The sequence below is a fragment of the Micromonospora sp. NPDC048930 genome (genome assembly GCF_043197935.1).
Taxonomy (GTDB): domain Bacteria; phylum Actinomycetota; class Actinomycetes; order Mycobacteriales; family Micromonosporaceae; genus Micromonospora.
In genome coordinates this window covers 224,696-242,189 of record NZ_JBICUB010000003.1, presented here as the reverse complement: position 1 = coordinate 242,189, position 17,494 = coordinate 224,696, and the positions used below count along the sequence as shown (strand labels likewise).

At 71.7% G+C, this 17,494-nt stretch carries 18 protein-coding genes; 8 read left to right on the top strand and 10 right to left on the bottom strand.

Going from position 1 to position 17,494, the window contains the following annotated elements; translation table 11 throughout:
- Window positions 1-162: 162 nt before the first annotated feature.
- Window positions 163-1,101, bottom strand: a complete 939-nt coding sequence (locus ACGFI9_RS10085; protein ID WP_393177108.1) for an SMP-30/gluconolactonase/LRE family protein — start codon at window positions 1,099-1,101, stop codon at window positions 163-165.
- A 185-nt stretch (window positions 1,102-1,286) separates the two neighbouring features.
- Here ACGFI9_RS10085 and ACGFI9_RS10080 point away from each other — a divergent pair, with 185 nt between their 5' ends.
- Window positions 1,287-2,123, top strand: a complete 837-nt coding sequence (locus tag ACGFI9_RS10080) for a S1 family peptidase (RefSeq protein ID WP_393177106.1) — start codon at window positions 1,287-1,289, stop codon at window positions 2,121-2,123.
- Window positions 2,124-2,193: 70 nt separating this feature from the next.
- On the opposite strand, the gene ACGFI9_RS10075 is transcribed toward ACGFI9_RS10080, so the two are convergent.
- Together ACGFI9_RS10075 and ACGFI9_RS10070 are read right to left on the bottom strand one after the other, a co-directional pair.
- Complete coding sequence (locus ACGFI9_RS10075; protein ID WP_393177104.1) at window positions 2,194-3,027, bottom strand: alpha/beta fold hydrolase; 834 nt, start codon at window positions 3,025-3,027, stop codon at window positions 2,194-2,196.
- Between the two features lie 98 nt (window positions 3,028-3,125).
- Complete coding sequence (locus ACGFI9_RS10070) at window positions 3,126-3,890, bottom strand: DUF427 domain-containing protein (RefSeq protein WP_393177102.1); 765 nt, start codon at window positions 3,888-3,890, stop codon at window positions 3,126-3,128.
- 212 nt (window positions 3,891-4,102) lie between these two features.
- On the opposite strand from ACGFI9_RS10070, the gene ACGFI9_RS10065 reads away from it, so the two are divergent.
- Window positions 4,103-5,326 carry a multidrug effflux MFS transporter gene (locus ACGFI9_RS10065; RefSeq protein ID WP_393177863.1) on the top strand — a complete coding sequence of 408 codons (1,224 nt, stop codon included), beginning with the start codon at window positions 4,103-4,105 and terminating at the stop codon, window positions 5,324-5,326.
- Window positions 5,327-5,394: 68 nt separating this feature from the next.
- Here ACGFI9_RS10065 and tnpA read toward each other — a convergent pair whose 3' ends face one another.
- Window positions 5,395-5,826, bottom strand: coding sequence for an IS200/IS605 family transposase (gene tnpA / locus ACGFI9_RS10060; protein WP_393177100.1), 432 nt, complete (start codon window positions 5,824-5,826; stop codon window positions 5,395-5,397).
- Window positions 5,827-5,849: 23 nt separating this feature from the next.
- On the opposite strand from tnpA, the gene ACGFI9_RS10055 reads away from it, so the two are divergent.
- The gene (locus ACGFI9_RS10055) at window positions 5,850-7,001 is read left to right on the top strand and encodes an RNA-guided endonuclease InsQ/TnpB family protein (RefSeq protein ID WP_393177098.1); all 1,152 of its coding nucleotides are present in this window, start codon (window positions 5,850-5,852) and stop codon (window positions 6,999-7,001) included.
- A gap of 41 nt (window positions 7,002-7,042) precedes the next feature.
- Here the strand turns inward: ACGFI9_RS10055 and ACGFI9_RS10050 are convergent, their stop codons facing one another.
- Window positions 7,043-8,254, bottom strand: coding sequence for a M23 family metallopeptidase (locus ACGFI9_RS10050; RefSeq protein ID WP_393177096.1), 1,212 nt, complete (start codon window positions 8,252-8,254; stop codon window positions 7,043-7,045).
- 32 nt (window positions 8,255-8,286) lie between these two features.
- Window positions 8,287-8,958, bottom strand: a complete 672-nt coding sequence (locus tag ACGFI9_RS10045) for a hypothetical protein (protein ID WP_393177094.1) — start codon at window positions 8,956-8,958, stop codon at window positions 8,287-8,289.
- A 180-nt stretch (window positions 8,959-9,138) separates the two neighbouring features.
- Here ACGFI9_RS10045 and ACGFI9_RS10040 point away from each other — a divergent pair, with 180 nt between their 5' ends.
- Both ACGFI9_RS10040 and ACGFI9_RS10035 read left to right on the top strand, forming a co-directional pair.
- Window positions 9,139-10,893: a sialidase family protein gene (locus tag ACGFI9_RS10040; protein ID WP_393177092.1), complete on the top strand. Its 1,755-nt coding sequence runs from the start codon at window positions 9,139-9,141 to the stop codon at window positions 10,891-10,893.
- On the top strand, window positions 10,890-11,339 hold the full coding sequence (locus tag ACGFI9_RS10035) for a hypothetical protein (RefSeq protein WP_393177090.1): 450 nt from the start codon (window positions 10,890-10,892) through the stop codon (window positions 11,337-11,339). The genes ACGFI9_RS10040 and ACGFI9_RS10035 overlap by 4 nt, the downstream gene beginning before the upstream one ends.
- A gap of 184 nt (window positions 11,340-11,523) precedes the next feature.
- Here the strand turns inward: ACGFI9_RS10035 and ACGFI9_RS10030 are convergent, their stop codons facing one another.
- Together ACGFI9_RS10030 and ACGFI9_RS10025 are read right to left on the bottom strand one after the other, a co-directional pair.
- Window positions 11,524-11,964: a VOC family protein gene (locus ACGFI9_RS10030; RefSeq protein WP_393177088.1), complete on the bottom strand. Its 441-nt coding sequence runs from the start codon at window positions 11,962-11,964 to the stop codon at window positions 11,524-11,526.
- Window positions 11,965-12,356: 392 nt separating this feature from the next.
- A complete protein-coding gene (locus tag ACGFI9_RS10025; RefSeq protein WP_393177861.1) occupies window positions 12,357-12,815 on the bottom strand; it encodes an Lrp/AsnC family transcriptional regulator in 459 nt (152 codons plus the stop codon).
- Between the two features lie 95 nt (window positions 12,816-12,910).
- On the opposite strand from ACGFI9_RS10025, the gene ACGFI9_RS10020 reads away from it, so the two are divergent.
- Together ACGFI9_RS10020 and ACGFI9_RS10015 are read left to right on the top strand one after the other, a co-directional pair.
- Entirely contained in the window at window positions 12,911-13,762 is an 852-nt protein-coding gene (locus ACGFI9_RS10020; protein WP_393177086.1) for an LLM class flavin-dependent oxidoreductase, read from the top strand.
- Entirely contained in the window at window positions 13,759-14,184 is a 426-nt protein-coding gene (locus tag ACGFI9_RS10015) for a nucleoside deaminase (protein ID WP_393177084.1), read from the top strand. The genes ACGFI9_RS10020 and ACGFI9_RS10015 overlap by 4 nt, the downstream gene beginning before the upstream one ends.
- A gap of 38 nt (window positions 14,185-14,222) precedes the next feature.
- Here ACGFI9_RS10015 and ACGFI9_RS10010 read toward each other — a convergent pair whose 3' ends face one another.
- Window positions 14,223-14,981 carry a class I SAM-dependent methyltransferase gene (locus ACGFI9_RS10010; RefSeq protein ID WP_393177082.1) on the bottom strand — a complete coding sequence of 253 codons (759 nt, stop codon included), beginning with the start codon at window positions 14,979-14,981 and terminating at the stop codon, window positions 14,223-14,225.
- Between the two features lie 448 nt (window positions 14,982-15,429).
- Here ACGFI9_RS10010 and ACGFI9_RS10005 point away from each other — a divergent pair, with 448 nt between their 5' ends.
- Window positions 15,430-15,831, top strand: a complete 402-nt coding sequence (locus ACGFI9_RS10005; protein WP_393177080.1) for a hypothetical protein — start codon at window positions 15,430-15,432, stop codon at window positions 15,829-15,831.
- Between the two features lie 325 nt (window positions 15,832-16,156).
- Here the strand turns inward: ACGFI9_RS10005 and ACGFI9_RS10000 are convergent, their stop codons facing one another.
- The gene (locus ACGFI9_RS10000) at window positions 16,157-17,395 is read right to left on the bottom strand and encodes a YncE family protein (protein ID WP_393177078.1); all 1,239 of its coding nucleotides are present in this window, start codon (window positions 17,393-17,395) and stop codon (window positions 16,157-16,159) included.
- Window positions 17,396-17,494: the final 99 nt, after the last annotated feature.

The window sequence follows — 17,494 nt, the reverse complement described above, 5'->3', positions numbered from 1 at the left end:
TCTCGCCGGTGCCGCCACAGGTGAGCCCGTCCGCAAGATGAAGGAACTCGGCATATCCGGCGGCGATGTCGTCCAGCGGCTCCCCCGGAGGAACCGGCGGCGGTGGCGCCAAGGGCGCCCGGGGTACGCGGGGGCCGCGCGTACCCCGGGCGGATGGTGCGGTCAGCGCGGGTCGACCGTGACCACGGTGTACGGCGTGGTGGCCGTGGGCGGCGTGGTGAAGCGGGCGTTGGGCAGGTAGAGGCGACCGAGGGCCTTGGCGACCGTGGTCGGGACGTCGAAGCCCGGGTCGGTGATGGTCCCGGTCAGGGTGCCGGCCGTGCCCGCGTCGTTCAGCTCCACCACCGCGATCTGGTTGAGCCGGTTCTGCACCACGTACAGCGTGCGGTCGAGGAGCAGCAGCCCGTCGCCGTTGACGAAGGTGTGGCCGGGTACGTCCACGACGGTGGTGACGCCGGTGGCCGGGTCGACCCGGAACAGCGTCCCGGTGTTGGACTGGATGACGATGAGGGCTTCGCCGTCCGGCGTTCGCGCGATGCCGTTGAGGTTCACTCCGGTGTCGACCTGCTGGTAGGCCCCGCTCAGCGGCAGTGTGGTGAAGCCGTCGGCGGGCGGCAGCGCGCCGGACGGGTCGAGTGGCAGGCGGTACAGCACCGGCTTGTTGGAGTCGGTGAACCAGGCGGCTTCCCCGGTGAGGACGACGTCGTTGACGAAGGTCGGCGCGCTCGCGAACTGGTACCGGGCGAGGACCTCCCCGGTGCCGCCGTCGATGACGCGGGCGTCGCCGGCGGTGCCGCCGGAGACGAAGAGCCGGCCGCGCGGGTCGATCTTGAGGCCGAGTGACGGGGTGCCGGTGGCGGGGCTGAGCTGGTCGCCCTGGCCGGTGATCAGATCCGCCCGGTAGATGGCGCCCGTGGCGCGGGAGCCGAACCAGGCGTACCGGCCGGAGGCGGCGATGCCTTCGGGCTGGAAGCCGGCCGGCAGGGCGACGACGGCGGGCTGGCCGAGCCGGTCGTCCGCGCGGGCCGGGGCGAGGGGGACGGTGGCGACGAGGGTGGCGGTCAGGGCGACTCCGAGTGCCTTGCTGAGTCGTCGGTTCACTGTGCTCCTTCCGGTCGTCAGGACGGTCTCCACTGGACGGTGCGACCGCGACCTGCCGGGGTCGTGGGGCCAGGACCTTGACAACTGTACTTTCCTCACCGGTGGCAGCCAGGGCCTTGAGCAGCGGGACGGCATGGGTGGATGCTGGAAATGCATCGACATCCAGCGATTGAAGGAGGGGTGTGATGCGCCGTCCCTCGCTCGTCGTCCTCGTGCTGATCGCTCTGCTCACCGGCACCCCGGCCGCCGCGCAGGCCGGGCCCGACCGGGCGAGCGCCGTGCTCGCCCAGGTGCGTACGCCCGGCACCGGATGGGGCTTCGACCCCGCCACCGGCCGGATGACCCTCACCGTCGACGACACCGTCACCGGCGCCGAGTTGGCGGCGCTGCGCGACACGGCGGCCCGGGCCGGCGCCGTGCTGCGCCGCGAGCCCGGCCGGCTGCGCACCCTGATCGCCGGCGGCCAGGCGATCTACGGCGGCGGCGGTCGCTGTTCGCTCGGCGCCAACGTCCGCAGCGGCACCACGTACTACTTCGTCACCTCCGGGCACTGCACCAGCGTCGCCGCCACCTGGTACGCCGACAGCGGCTACACCACCGTCCTCGGCACCCGGACCGGCAGCAGCTTTCCCGGCAACGACTACGGCCTCGTGCGCTACACCGGCACGGTCGCCCATCCCAGCGCGATCTACACCTACCCGGGCCTGCTCACCGTCTACGGGGCCGGCAACGCGTACGTCGGACAGGCGGTCTGCCGCAGCGGCGCCACCACCGGCGTGCGGTGCGGCTCGGTCACCGGCCTGAACCAGACCGTCAACTACGCCGAGGGTTCGGTGTCCGGGCTGATCCGGACCAACATCTGCGCGGAGCCCGGCGACAGCGGCGGCCCGCTCTACGTGGCCTCGACCGGCACGGTCATCGGCATCCTCTCCGGCGGCAGCGGGAACTGCACGACCGGGGGCACCACCTACTACCAGCCGATCACCGAGGTCCTCGCCGCGTACGGCCTGAGCATCCCGTGAACCGTCCGGCCCGCCCCGGCGACGGCGGGGCGGGCCGGGGGTCGGCACGGGTGGACCAGGGCCGGCCCGGTCAGCTCGGTTGGTCGTCGAGGAAGGCGACGGTGGCGGCGGCGAACAGTGGCGAGCTGAAGATGCTGTAGTGGGTCAGCCCGGGCAGGATCGCCAGGGCGTGGCCGCCCTTCGGCCGGCCCTCGTTCATCCAGCCGCCGTCGCGCAGGCCGCCGTCGAGCAGCTTGAAGACCTCGACGTAGTGGCTCGGCGGGGCCATGTCCGCGTCGGCGGCCATGATCAGCGTCGGCACCCGCAGGCCGCGGACGTCCTCGGTGAGGTCGAAGTCCTGCGCCATCAGCTCGCCGATCTTGTCCAGCAGCCGGGGGAAGTCCTCCGGGCGGGGCGCCACCCGCTGGTAGAGCTGGTACATCGGGGTGTCCTTCATGAACTCGGCGGCCGCCGCGCCCACCTGGCCCTGCTGCGCGCGCATCTCCGGATAGATCGCGTCGGAGCGTACGTGCGCCGAGGCGGCGACCAGCCGACGGATCTTGTCCGGGTACTTCACGGCGGCGCGCAGCGCGACGCCGCCGCCGAGCGAGTAGCCCACCAGGTCGGGCCTGGCCAGGTCGAGGTGGTCGATGAGCGCGGCGATGTCGTCGGCCATGAACTGCAGGTCGAGCGGCCTGTCGATGTCGGCGGTGCGGCCGTGCCCCTGCAGGTCGACCGCGACGACCTGGTGGTGCTCGGCCAGCTGGGGCAGGACCGGCCCGAACATCTCGCCGGCGCCGAGGCCGCCGTGCAGCAGGATCAGCGGCCGTCCGGTGCCGTGCACCTCGTAGTAGAGGTTGATGCCGTTGACGTCGGCGTACTGGCCGGTGCCCTCGACGTCGGTGGTCCAGTCAGTGGCGGTCACGGTGGCGTTCCTCCCGTCCTCGCTGGTGCTCCGAATGGGGGTGTCCGCCTCACCCTAGGCACGCCGGGCGACACGCGTGGCCCTGCCGCGCCGGCCGATCAGGAGAAGTGCGTCTTCGGTCGGGGCAGTCGTTCCCCGTCGACGATCAGGTCCACCTTCTCGTTGTAGAAGGCGACCAGCCCGGCGATCGGCAGCAGTGCCGCGGTGGGGAAGTCGTACGACCAGGCCAGGTCCGGGTGGACGGCGTCGCCGGCGCGGACCGACCACCAGGCGCTGGTCCGGCCCTTGTACGGGCAGGCGGTGCGGGTCTGCGACGGTACGAGGTGGGCGAAGTCCACGTCGGTGCGGTTGAGGTAGTAGCGGGTGGGCAGGCCGGTCTCGAAGACCAGCACCGGCGAGCTGGACTCGGCCAGCACCGTGCCGTCGAGCTCCACCCGCACTCGGCGGGTGGAGCGCAGCGCGTCCACCCGGGCGTACGGGTTGCGGGGGTGGACGAAGACCTCCTCGTCCTCCTCGAACCAGGCGTCCAGGGCGGCCCACTCGAAGCGGACGGTGTCGGCGAGCCCGGGCAGCGCGTCGTCGGCGTACCAGCGGGCGCAGGAGTCCCGGGCGGTGTCGCCGACCCGCAGGCCGTGCACGTGGGCGGTGCCGCGCCGCGACTGCTCGGCGCGGCCCTCGTCGACGAGGAGGTCGCGGCGCACGTCGGCGACCGGGACGTAGTACTGCGGGTAGAACGGCCATTCCCACACGTAGTGCGCCCGGGTGGTGTCCAGCACCGGCTCGCCGGCGAGGTACGCGCGGATCCGGCGGGGCACCGGCTCGACACGGTCGACCGTGGCGATCGCCTTCGGATAGTCCGGCACCGGCTCCTCCACTCGTTGATCGGGGCATCGGTTCAACGATCGGCGCGGCGGGAGGGTCGTCGGCGGACCAGCGGCGGTGTGACCTGGGGCACGTTTCCCCGGTCCGTGGAATCAGATCACCCGATGGGGATTTGCTGCCAGGTGTGAGCGTTGCAGAAATCCCCGCCACGGACGTGACCGCCGCCGAGCCGATCGACACACCAGGTGACCTGATGAGCGCGCGGCAACGGCTGCGGCTCGTCCTCGTCCTCGGCTCGCTGATCGCGATCGGGCCGCTGACCATCGACATGTACCTGCCGGCGCTGCCCGCCATCGCCCTCGACCTGCACACCACCTCGGCGGCCGTGCAGCTCACCCTGACCGGCACCCTCGCCGGCCTCGCCCTCGGCCAGCTGCTGATCGGCCCGCTCTCCGACGCGGTCGGCCGTCGCCTGCCCCTGCTCGCCGGCATCGCGCTGCACATCCTCGCCTCGGTGCTCTGCGTCCTCGCGCCGAACATCGCGGTCATCGGGGTGCTGCGGGTGCTGCAGGGGCTCGGCGTCGCGGCCGCCTCGGTGGTGGCCATGGCGGTCGTCCGCGACCTGTTCAGCGGCGCCGCCTTCGCCAGGCTCTTCTCCCGCCTGATGCTGGTGATGGGCGCGGCGCCGATCCTCGCCCCCACCCTGGGCAGCGGGTTGCTGCGCTGGTCCGACTGGCGGGGCGTGTTCGCCGCCCTGGCGGTGTTCGGCGTCCTGCTGGTCACGGTCGCCGTGTTCGGGCTCGCCGAGACCCTGCCGCCGGACCGGCGCCGCCACGGCGGCGTGGCCACCATCCTCCGGGACTACCGGGCCCTGCTGCGGGACCGGACGTTCGTCGGGCTCGTCCTGGTCGCCGGGCTGGCCATGGCGGCGCTGTTCGCGTACGTGTCCGGCTCGTCGTTCGTCTTCCAGCAGCGGTACGGGCTGGACGAGCAGCAGTTCGGGCTGGCCTTCGGCGCGGGCGCCGTCGGCCTGATCGGCGCCACCCAGTGGAACGTGCGGCTGCTGCGCCGGTACTCTCCGCAGCGGATCCTGGTCACCGCGCTCGGCGTGGGGGCGGCGGCCGGTCTGGTGCTGGTCACCTTCGCCGCCACCGGCTTCGGTGGCCTCGCCGCCATCCTGGCGTCGCTGTGGGTGGTGCTCGCCGCCGCCGGGCTCGCGCTGCCGAACGCGCCCGCCCTGGCGCTGTCCCGGCACGGGGAGGCGGCCGGTACGGCGGCAGCGCTGCTCGGCGCGGTGCAGTTCGGGGTCGGTGCGGTGGCGGCGCCGCTGGTCGGGGTGCTCGGCACCGGCAGCATGGCGATGGCCGCCGTGGTGGCCGGCGGCATGCTCGCGGCGATGGCCGTGCTGCTTACCGTCGTCGGGCCGGCCCGGCTGACCGACGTCGAGGCGAGCGCCGTCGCCGTGGCCGCGCACTGAGCCCGGCTGGGACGTTCAGCGGTTGAGAAGGCGGGAACCCTGGCCGTTTACGGTCGGGAGGAAGGCCGTCACGGACCGGGGCGTTTCTGGTTCTCGATGTACTCCTTGACCATCGTGAGGGGCGCGCCGGCGCATGACCCGGCGAAGTACGAGGGCGACCACAGATGCTCGCCCCACAGATATTTGCGCAGGTGTCCGGCGAACTCGCGGCGCAGGTATCGAGATGAGACGCCCTTGAGACTGTTGACCAGCCGCGACAGGGCGACGCTCGGCGGGTAGTGGACGAGCAGATGCACGTGGTCGTCCTCGCCGTTGAACTCCCGCAGTTCGGCGCCGAAGTCCCGGCACACGTCGGCCATGACCTGCTGGCAGCGGGTGAGGATCGGATCCGTGAGCGCCCCGCGCCGGTACTTCGTGGTGAAGACCAAGTGCGCGTGAAGGTTGTGGACAACCGTGCGTCCCCGGCGAACGTCCGGGTCTGGGGTCCATCGTGGTGACATAGACCAAACGATATGATGATGGTGTGAAGTTGGTGGTGCAGGTGAAGCTCCTGCCGACGCCTGACGAGGCTGCGGCGCTGGAGGCGACCCTGCGCGCCTGCAACGCCGCAGCATCCGACGTCGCGGTGATGGCACGGGAGATCGACTGCTACCGCAACTACGACCTGCGCCGGCACGCCTACCACGGCATCAAGGACGACTACGGGCTCGGCGCGCAGGCCGCCCAGCACGTCATCAAGAAGGTCGCCGACGTCTACAAGACGCTCGCGGGCAACCTCAAGGCCGGCAACTATGGCAAGCCCGGATCGACGCGCCGGCGCAAGGTCGAGACCAACCCCATCATGTTCCGCTGGGACGCCGCCCAGCCCTACGACGCAAGAATGCTGTCGTGGCAGCACGACGCCCGCGTCGTCTCCATCTGGACCGTGCAAGGGCGGCTCAAACAGGTCGCGTTCACCGGTTCCCCCGACCAGATCAAGGCCGTCGAAACCCATCCGGTCGGCGAGTCCGACCTGGTGCACCGGGACGGCATGTGGTTCCTGTACGCCACGGTTGAGGTGGACGAGCCGCAGGTCTATGAGCCGGACGGATTCCTCGGTGTCGACATGGGGATCGCGAACATCGCCTACGACTCCGACGACACCCGTTACGCCGGAACCAAGCTCAACGGCTACCGGCGCCGCCAGCAGCGGCTCCGGAAGCGGTTGCAGGAGAAAGGCACCAAGTCGGCGAAACGGCTCCTGGCCCGCCGCCGCCGGAAGGAAACGCGGCACGCCGCGGACATCAACCACACCATCGCCAAGAGCATCGTGACCGAGGCTGCACGCACCGGCCGCGGAATTGCCGTCGAGAAACTGACGGGGATCCGCGACCGGGTCCGGCTGAGGAAGCCCCAACGGGTCACGCTGCACTCTTGGGCGTTCCAGCAACTCGGCGCGTTCCTGATCTACAAGGCGCGCCGGGCCGGTGTTCCGCTGGTCGAGATCGACCCTCGGTACACCTCCCAGACCTGTGCAGCTTGCGGGTATCGGGACAAACGGAACCGACCCAACCAGGAAACCTTCATCTGTCGGTCGTGCGGGGTCGTTGCCCACGCCGACCACAATGCGGCTCGCAACATCGCTTCACGTGGTGTCGTGAGCTGGGGCGCAGTCAATCGCCCGCACGCGGCCTAACCTCGCAGCCAGCGAGGACAGTGATCCGCAAGCCTGCCCATTCATGGGCGGGTAGTTGACAGCCAGGAGAGCGGATCCACCGGCCGGCCGCCGAGGCGTACCTCGAAGTGCAGGTGGGGGCCGGTGGACGCACCGGTGGACCCGACGAGGCCGATCACCTGGCCGGCCCGGACCCGCTGTCCCGGCGACACCAGCAGTCGTGACTGGTGGCCGTAGCAGGTGGAGAGCCGCTGGCCGTCCGTTCGGCCGTGGTCGATGCAGGTGTAGTTGCCGTAGCCGCCGTACCACCCGGCCCGGGTGACCCGCCCGTCCGCCGCCGCGACGATCGGCGTGCCGGTCGGGGCGGCCAGGTCCACGCCGGGGTGCAGCTGCCACACGTGGTAGTACGGGTCCAGCCGGACCCCGAACCTGCTGGTGAGCCGGCCCGCCAGCGGACGGCCCAGCCGCCCGCCGCCCCGCGTGGTGACCTCGCGGCCCGGAGCCGCCGCCTGGACGGTGCCGGGCCAGCGATCGATCTCCTGCCGGACCGTCGCCTCCTCCCGCTGGCGGCGGGCGAGTTCCGCCTGGCCGGAGGCGATCGCGGCGGACAGCGCGGCGGCCCGCCCGGTGGGCGTGTCCACCAGGTTCGCGGAGTCCGCCACGGCGATGGGCGGTGCCACGCCAGGATCCCCGCCGGCCGTGAGCGCGGTCAGCAACTGCAGCACCGGATCCGGTTCCCGCCGCACCCGGTCGAGGTCGTCGCGGGTGCGGGCGAGGATGTTCTGCAGGTACTGGATCCGGTGCTGGACCTCGGCCAGCGCGGCGACCTGCCGGGCCTGTGGGGTGGTGGCGGCGTCGACGGGCGGTTGGGGATACAGGTCGGCCCCGGGGTCGGCGGTGATCAGCCCGGCGGCGTTACCGGGACTCACCAGCGGGCCGCCGGGCGGGACCGGGGCGGCCGAGGGAGGCGCGCCGGTGGCGGTCGAGGGGGCGGTGGGGGGCGGTGTGCCGGGCCGGCTGGTCGGTGCGGAGGTCGGTGACGGCAGGATCGGCGGCGGCAGCGGCGGCAGTGGCGGGGGCTTGATCGGGGACAGCGTGACCGACGGCAGGGGCAGCGGCAGCGACACGGACAGCGAAACGCTGGGCAGGGGGAGGGGGCCCACGGTTCCGGCCGCCGCGCTGCCCGTCGAGGCCGGCAGGCTCAGCGCCGTCACCGTCACCGTCATCGCCGCGGTGGCCGCCGTCAACGTCGCCCGTCGCCGCCGTCGCCCCATTGCCGCACTCCTGCCGCCGTTCCCGTCACCTGCTACATCGGGTCGGGCCGTCCCGCCGCAACAGGCGGCGGGACCTGCGGCGGCGGACCCTCTCCCGGAGGCCGGCGGCGACGTGCCAGCAGCACCGCGGCCACGACGAGGGCGCCGGCCAGCAGCACCGCCAGCGCCGCGACCACGGCCGACCGGCGGTGCGGCGGGTCGGACGGCAGCGTCGCCGCCTGACGGGACACCTCGCCGCTGGTGGGCTCCGATCCCGGCAGCAGGTACGCGTTGCTGGCGACCTGCGCGTCGTCGTCGGCGAACTCCGCCGCGGTGAGGGTGACCCGGTTGCGGACCAGGCCGCCCGGGTCCGCGCCGGCGCGGATGCGGCCGGTGATCGTGATCCGGGGCGGTGCCGCACCGGCGGCCAGCCGCACGTCACCCAGGTCGCAGGTCACGGTACGGGGGGAGACCTCGCACTGGCCGGGCGTGGCGTGCACGGTGACGTCGTCCAGGTCGGCCGTGGTGGTGAAGGTGATCCGTCCGGCGGTCAGGGTCGCCGTACCGGAGATCGTCACCGTGTGGGTGACCTGCTGTCCCGGCAGGGCGCCGAACGGCGTGGTGGTCAGCACCGGCGTCGCGTCGACCGGAGGCGCCGGCGTCGGGGCGATCAGCATCGCGGCGGCGGTCAGGCCCACCATCGACGCGGCCAGCGGCTCCCACATGCCCACACTGTAGGCCCGCCTGCGGCGGTCCGCCTGGCGTACCACAACCCTCATCGACCCTGAGGGTTGCATCCCCGTTCAGATGAGCGATGTCGTCAATGTCGGCGTGCTCGGAAGCGGGCCGAGGAAGGCAGGGATGTGATGAAGCTACACCCATCGAGATCATGGATACGTCGTCCGATGGCGCTGGTCGCCGCCATGCTGCTGGCGACGGTCGGCGGCGCGACGACCGCGGCCCGTGCGGCCAGCCCCGGCGCCGGAACCGTCTCCACCACCAGTTCGGGCGCCTCCTGGACCGGTGGTCCCTTCGCACTGCCCAACGTCAGCGCGGCCACTGGCAGCCTCACCTGCGGCGCCGCAACCCCCTGCGACGATTACGCGCTCACCGTCGACGTCCCGGCCGGCTACGACACCGACCACGATCTCAAGGTCAAGGTCAGTTGGCCGGACACCGCCGCCGACTTCGACATCTACCTGTACGACGCGTCCGGCGCGGAGGTGGGCCAGGCGGCCACCACCTCCGACCCGGAAACCCTGGTGGTGCCGCCGGTGGGCGGGACGTACCGGGTGCGGGTCGTGCCGTTCACCCCGCTGGGTGACACCTACTCGGCCACCGCGGAGCTGGTGGCGAAGCCGGCGTCAACGCCCGGGCCGGTCGGCGCCGCCTCGTTCGCCACCTACCCGGCGCCCGGGACGCTGCCCCGGGCCCATGACGCCGGGGAGCCCTCGATCGGCATCAACTGGAAGACCGGCAAGGTCATGTACCAGGCGTACACCGACACCTACCGGGTGAGCTTCGACGACAGCAGCGCCCCAGCCACGTCGGTGTGGGAGGACAAGAGTGCCCACCTGCCCAGCTGCACCGCCAACGCCTCGCTGGACCCGATCCTGTACACCGACCACGACACCGGTCGTACCTTCGAGTCCCAGCTCGCCGGCAAGACCTCGCTGATGTGCTTCACGGACGACGACGGCGAGACGTGGACGCTGTCGCAGGGCGGGGGCATCAACTCCGGCGTCGACCATCAGACCGTCGGCGGTGGGCGCTGGTCGCCCAACGGTGTCGGCGGCGTCGGTCTCTACCCGAACGCCGTCTACTACTGCTCGCAGGACATCGCCGATGCGCTCTGTGCCGGCAGCCGCGACGGCGGCCTCACCTTCGGCCCGGCCGTGCCGATGTACACCCTGCTGGACTGCGGTGGCCTGCACGGTCACGTGAAGGTCTCGCCCAAGGACGGCACCGTGTACGTGCCCAACAAGGGCTGCGGCGGTAGCCAGGCGGTGGCGGTCTCCGAGGACAACGGCCTGACCTGGCAGGTACGTCCGGTGCCGAGCAGCCTGCCGGCCGACAGCGACCCGTCGGTGGGCGTCGCCGCCGACGGCACGGTGTACTTCGGCTACCAGAACGCCGACGGCCACGCCCATGTGGCGGTCTCCCACGATCATGGCCGAACCTGGGACAGCGACCAGGACGTCGGCGCCGCGCTCGGGGTGAAGAACGTGGTCTTCCCGGCGGTGGTCGCCGGCGACCCGGACCGCGCCGCATTCGCGTTCCTCGGCACCACCACCGGCGGCAACTACCAGGACCCGCAGAACTTCACCGGCGAGTGGCACCTGTACGTCGCCGTCACCTACGACGGCGGCGTCACGTGGTCGCTGACCGACGCGACTCCACAGGATCCGGTGCAGAAGGGCTCGATCTGCACCGGCGGCACCACCTGCGGCACGGACCGGAACCTGCTCGACTTCATGGACGTCCAGATCGACAAGCAGGGCCGGGTCCTCGTCGGATACGCCGACGGGTGCACCGGCGCCTGCGCTACCGGTGGGGCGCAGAACTTCGACGCGCTGGCCACCATCGCCAGGCAGAGCGGCGGCAGGACGCTGTTTGCCGCGTACGACCCGGTCACCACGGCGAAGGCGAAGAAGAAGTGATCCGGGCGGTTGCCGCCGCCGTCCTGCTTGGCATGCTCGTCGGCTGCGCCGACGGGGCGAAGCCGAGCGGCCCGGACGAGCCGGACCTGGCGGTGCCCCCGACCGCCGCTGCGGTCTGCGCCGAGGCGGCGCGGGCAGTTCCGCGGCCGAGCGCGCTACCGACGCAGGTCCCGTTGCCGCCGGACGCGGTCGTCACCGGCACCGAACTGCGCGAGGGGAAGCGGCTGATCGTCACGGCGGTGACGGCCCAGCGCTTCCGCGACACCCTCGGCTTCATGCAGCGGGCGTATCCGGCGGCCGGGCTCAGCCTGGCCGGGGGCGAGGTCGAGGACCGCGACGCCGAGTCGAACTTCAGCGGCGACAGGCTGGTCGGCCGGTGGACGCTGCGGGAGGTCCCCGGCTGCGACGGAGACACGCTGGTGACCGTCCTGGTGGCGCCGGCGTGACCGGGCGTCCCGGCGGGTGGTCAGGCCGTCCGCCGGGACGCCGGCCGCGCGGACTGCCCCGTCAAGCCCGCCGAGCAGGTGGACGGGCCGCATGAACAGCATCACTCGGCGCTCGCCCACCCTGGCGATAGGGAGGGCCGCCGCGCCCGTCGCCGGGAAATCGACTCGGCGACCAGACAGGTGGTCAGCCGAAGGCGGTGAGGGCGCCGCGCTCGTCGAAGACGGCGCTGCCCGCCCAGGCGATCTCCCAGCGGTTGCCCTCCGGATCGGCGAAGTATCCGGAGCGCCCACCCCACGGCCGGTCGGTCGGCTCGGCCACCACCGCCGCGCCCGCCTCGACGGCCGCGGCGAAGGCCCTGTCGACCTCGCCGCGACTGTCCACGTTGCACGCCAGTGTGACGCCCGACCAGTTCCCGGTCGGCACGCCCAGGTCCGGTGCGGCCTCGGCGGTCAGGTCCTCCACCGGATAGAGCGCGAGCAGCACGCCGCCGAGGAGGAAGGCGCACCAGCCGTCGCCGCTGCTCGGCAGTTCGGGCCAGCCCAGTGCACGGTAGAAGGCACGCAGTGCCGGAAGGTCGCGAGCGCCGAGCGTCACGACGGAGACCCGGCCGGGAATCGCACTCATGATGCCGATCATGCCGGAGGCGGCCGACGCCGGCGGTCATCCCTGCGCCGACTCGGGGGCCAGTGCGGGTGCCCGACCAGGGTTGTCCAGCTGTTGACATCACGGCCGTGGCGATCGCCCGGGCGACGCACTTGTAGTCCTTGTTCAGCGGACCGGTCAACGACGGCTCGGCTTCAAAGGCGTCGACCAGGCCGCGTACCAGGTCGCGGATCCGGTCGTCGAGCGCGGCCGGTCGAGGGGAGCGGTGGCGGCGCGCGAAGCTGCGCCAGCGGCGGAGCCCGAGGTCGGCCATCCGGTCGAAACGGTCGGGGGAGACCGCGGGGCATCCCTCGTTCGAGAGTTCGGCCAGGCTCGCGACCACCGCCGCGCCGGATCCACCGCCGGAGACCGGGTCACGGGCGGGGCGGCGCCGGGCGGGGGCCGCGATAGGGCAGGGTGGCGCTGTAGACCACGTTGGTGGTGGTGCTGCCGAAGGAGGCGAGTTCGTTGACGACCTGTTCGAGGTGCGCCATCGACGTCGCGGCCACCTTCAGCACGTAACAGTCTTCTCCGGTCGTGCGCAGGCACTCCAGGATCTCCGACCGTCGCTCCAGCAGCTCGTGCAGCGGTTCGTGCCGGCTGCCGGGATACTTCAGCCGGATCACCGCGAGCACGGCGAAGCCCGCCTTGGTCAGGTCGACCTCGGCACGGTAGCCGGTGATCACGCCGATCGCCTCCAGCCGCCGCACGCGTTCACTGGTGGCCGACGCGCTCAGCCTGACCCGGCGGCTGAGCTCGGTGATCGGCAGGCGGCCGTCGCCCTGCAGCTCGCCGAGGATGGACCAATCGACAGCATCAAGATTCTCGGCCACCAGGCCCAATCTACCGGCGGATCCACGGCAAAGGCCAGCAAAGGCCGGGGAAGCGGTGTTCACACATCCCACCCGCCGTGGATAGCGTGAGACCCGTGCGTATTGGCGTGAACGTACCGAACTTCGCCCCGGGTACCGACCCCGAGGTGCTGCGACGGTGGGCGCAGATGGTCGAGGCGCTCGGCTTCGACCTGCTGATGGTCTCCGACCACATCGCGGTGACCCCGGACGTGGCCGCGCAGTATCCGGCGCCGTTCTACGAACCGTTCACCACGCTGTCCTGGCTGGCGGGGGTGACCCGCCGGGTCCGGCTGGGCACCACGGTGCTCATCGTCCCGTACCGGCACCCGCTGCTCACCGCCCGGATGGCGGCGAACCTCAACCGGCTCAGCGGCGACCGGCTCGTCCTCGGCGTCGGCGTCGGCTGGGCCCGGCAGGAGTTCGAGGCGCTCGGGGTGCCGTTCCGGCGGCGCGGCACGCTGACCGACGCGTACCTGCATGCCGTACGCGACGCCTGGCGGAACACGGACGACTACGACTCGCCGGCGATCCCGATCTGGGTCGGCGGCAACAGCGACGCCGGCATCAAACGCGCGGTGCTGCTCGGTGACGCCTGGCACCCGTTGCGGGTCACCCCCGGATGGCTGGCCGAGGCGGCCGGGCGGCTGACGGCCACCGCCGACGAACTCGGTCGCCCGGTGCCCGCGTTGACGCCGCGCATCGCGCTCCGGGAGACGCGTGAACCGGTCACCGGCCCGGACCGGCTCGCCGGTGTCGGCACCATCGACCAGATCCACGCCGACCTCGACCAGATCCGTCTCCTCGGCGCCGACACGGTGCTGCTCGACCCGTACCACGGCGACCCGACCGAGATCCGCCAGCCCGAACGCGCCTGGCGGACACTCGCCGCCGTGGCCGCACACCACAAATCCCAGGAGGACCGATGACCCCCGACGACGAGAAGTTCCTCCGCCGTGCCGTGCAACTCGCCAGCCTGGCCGGGGCGTCCGGCGAACGCCCGTTCGGCTCGTTGCTGGTCGGTGCGGACGGCACCGTCCTGATCGAGGACCACAACACCGTGGTCTCCGACTCGGACATCACCGCCCACCCGGAACTGAAGCTGGCCCGCTGGGCCGCTCGGGAACTCACCCTCGAGGTCGCGGCCACCACCACCATGTTCACCAGTTGCCAGCCCTGCCCGATGTGCGCGACCGCGATCGACCGGTCCGGCCTCGGCCGGGTCGTGTACGCCCTGTCCGCCGAACAGTTCGAGGAGGTCAAGCCACCCACCCCGGCGCTGCCCCCGGTGCGGTACGAGGGGCCGGCGCTGTTCGACGAGGCGCGCCGGCCGATCGACAACTACTATTAGGTGACCACCGCCCACCCGGCCAATGGCGAAGAGCCGCGTCAGCGCAGTTCCAGCGTGAGCAGCGGCTCAGCAAACACCGGCGGTGGTGCGCCGGGGTCTGCGGCAACCGCCTGCTCCAGTCGGCGGAAGCCGGCCTCCAGTTCGTCGGGACTGAGCTGCGCGAAGAACGAGAGGGTGCGCAGGCGCAGCCGTTCGAGCATGTCCCCGCAGGTGCCCGAGGACGGCTCGGTGACCGTGCCGAAGCTGGTGACGCGCCAGCCGACCGAGGTGAACATCGCGATGACCTCGTGCAGCGGCTGAAACAACGAGGCGTCCACCTCGTAACCGCGGGGGAAGTACTCCAGCCACCACGGCCGGGGATGGTGGTCGCTGAAGTTCGCGCGCAGCAGCAGCCGCCCGCCGGGCCTGAGCACCCTGGCCAGCTCCCGGGCTGCCCGGGTCTTGTCCTGTACGTGGTGCCAGGACAAGAACAGGAGAGCGTAGTCGGCGCTGCCGGCCGGCACCGGCATGTCCTCGGCGGCGCCGGCCAGATACCGCACATCGGGATGCGGGGACTGCGTCTGCGCAACCTCGCGCATGCGGACCGACGGCTCGACGCCGGTGACCGGCCCGAACGCTCCTGCCAACGCGGGGGTGAACCTGCCGGTCCCTGAGCCGACGTCCAGCCCCACCAGCGGACGCCGCTCGGGCAGCACCGCTTCGAACGCGCTGATCCATACCTGCAGTTGCTGCTGGCTGAGCGCGCGGCCGCGCGCGTAGTCCTGGTACTGCTCCCTGTCGTAGTCGATCGTCCTCATCGGACCTCCCGCGTCAGCCGGGCGACCACAAGCGCCGTTCCGATATATCAAGCCGATACATCGGGACGATATTCGTCGCCACGTCACCCCACAAGGTGCCTGTGCGACCGGAGCTCGGCCGACGGCCTGCTCGACGGGATCCGCGGGCTACTGGCCACGGCACAGGAGGCGTCACCGACCGACAGCTCGCGAAGCTCGTCATCGCGCTTCCCGTGGTGCAGGTGGGACGACGACTACAGCTCAAGATTCCGTCAAGATTCGTCGGTGTTGATGATCGATGACCGGATTCTGTTGGGAAGATGACCGCCGTCGTCGCGTCATTTCCAGAGAATGGGTGTTGTTGGTGAGTCGCATGAAGACGGTCCTTGTGGGCCTTTCCTCCGCTCGGCTCGGCTCGAGTCGCCGTATCCGGGCCGGGCTCCTCGCCCTTGCGGTAACGGCCGTCACCGTGTTCGCCACATCGACGCCGAGCATGGCCGGCGGTGACCTCTACTTCGTCGGATGTGAAAGTGCGAGCGCGTCGTGTCAAACCGGCGTCAAGGTCTCGTACCCGGCCGGCGTGTGCACCACCGCGGGGGCGTACTACGGCTCCACCATCGTCTGCGTCGACTACTACGGTGACTACGTGTACGTCAAGGACAACCATGCCGACGGCTTCGCGGCGATGGCGTACATCGAGAGCGAATACGGCTTGCGCGACCGGTACTGCCGTAACCCGCACACCGCTGGCACCTGGGCGAGGTGCAACTTCGACTGGAGCGAGTCCGGCAGGAAAGAGGTGAGCGCCGGCATTCTCCAGAACTACGCCACCATGCCACTCGACTACCTGTGGTCGTTCTCGAACAACTGAAGCGTGGCCAATTCCGATTCCACCTGCTCGGAAATAATCGGCGGGATCGCCTGCTTCCAGCCGTACGGCGACTTGATTCTTGTCAAGGACCGCTCTGCGGACGGGTACGCGGTAGCGGCCCGACTGGTGGGTCGGGGATTTCAACGGTTAGCGCGTCGTTCGACAAGCGCGCCGGGACAGGCCGCAAGGTGCGGCCTTTTGCGGCCTGTCCCAGTAGGTACTCCAGGTGACCGCGCCGTCTGGCTGACGAGGCGTCCAGTTGCTGCCCGGCTATTTGGGCCAGGCGCTCGTCGTAGTGCCGCCAGAGAGTCAAGCCTGGGGCTGGTCACCCCTGGCCGGCCAGGCCGCGCAGGGTGACGAGACCCGGCACGGCGACGCGGCCGAGTTCGGTGCCGGTGGCGGGATCGTGCCAGGTCACCGCGCCGGTCTGACCCAGGTAGAGGCGGGCGCCGTCCGGGCTGGGCACGAGGCCGCGCACCGGGTCGCGGGCCCGCCAGTCCGTGGTAGGGGTGAGGCGGTCGAGGTCCAGTGTGCGCACCGCAGGGCCGGCGCCGAGGAAGAGGCGGTCGCGGTCCGTGGCGGCGTACGCGATCCCGGCGCCCGGGGCGTGGCTGACCGTCCGGCGTACCGTCAGGTCCTCGGTGGTGATCTCCGCGACGGTGCCGGACGCGACGTCGGTGACGAAGAGCCGCCGCCCGTCGGGGCTGATCGCGACGGCGTGCCCGGCCGCGGGTCCCGCCCCGAACGGGTGCGGAAGATCGATGCAGTACGCCCACCAGGCGTCGAGGCTGAGCGTGTGCACGAACGCGTGCGCGTTGCCCGGCCGCCCGCTGACCAGGTCGCGGGTGTGCCGGTGGTCCGGCTGGTGGGTGTAGAGCGTGTAGAGGGTTGAACGGTTGGGGGCGAGGACCGCCTGGCGCCCGTCGCCGCGCATCTCCTCCTCGGCGCCGGGCGGCACGGGCGTCTTGTCGCGGGTGTAGAGCGGGCGCGGCGTCCGGCTGGCGAGGTCGACGACGCGGACCCGGTAGCGGTCCGGTGCCGTCGGCGGAAGCCACTCGAGGACGAACAGGCCGGTGAGGTCCCCGGTGAACGTCTCCGGTACGAAGTTGCCGCGCAGTTCCAGCCGGTGCCGGACCCCGGTGACGTCGGCGATCAGCACCGGGGTGACCTCCCGCCCGTCCGGGTGCCCCGTGGTGACGTCGCCGGATGTCGGGGTGAGGGCCACCAGCGTGCCGCTGGCCGAGACGGACTGCGGCACCCAGCGCCCGGGCAGCCGCACCCGCGCGGAGGCACGGCCGGTGGCGGTGTCGACCCGCCAGAACGCGGTGTCGGCGCCGGCGGGCGCGGTCGCCCAGACCGCCCGCCCGTCCGCCGTGGCGACGGCGCCCGGGATCGCCTGCCGGTCGCCGCCGCGCAGCACGCCGAGCCCGTCGTCGACCTCGACGAGCAGCGCGTCGGGGATCGTCACGGCGGGCGGGGAGGTCCGGGTCCGGCCGGGTTCGCAGCCGGCCAGGGTGGCGGCGCCGGCGCCGGCGAGCAGGGTCAAGGCGGTGCGACGCGACATCGTGGTGGGTGTCATGCCCCGGTGACACCGGGGAAGGCGGCGAGGTTCCCACCCCGGAAGGTGGAACCGGACCGGCGTGGGCGGTGTCATGAAGGGTGA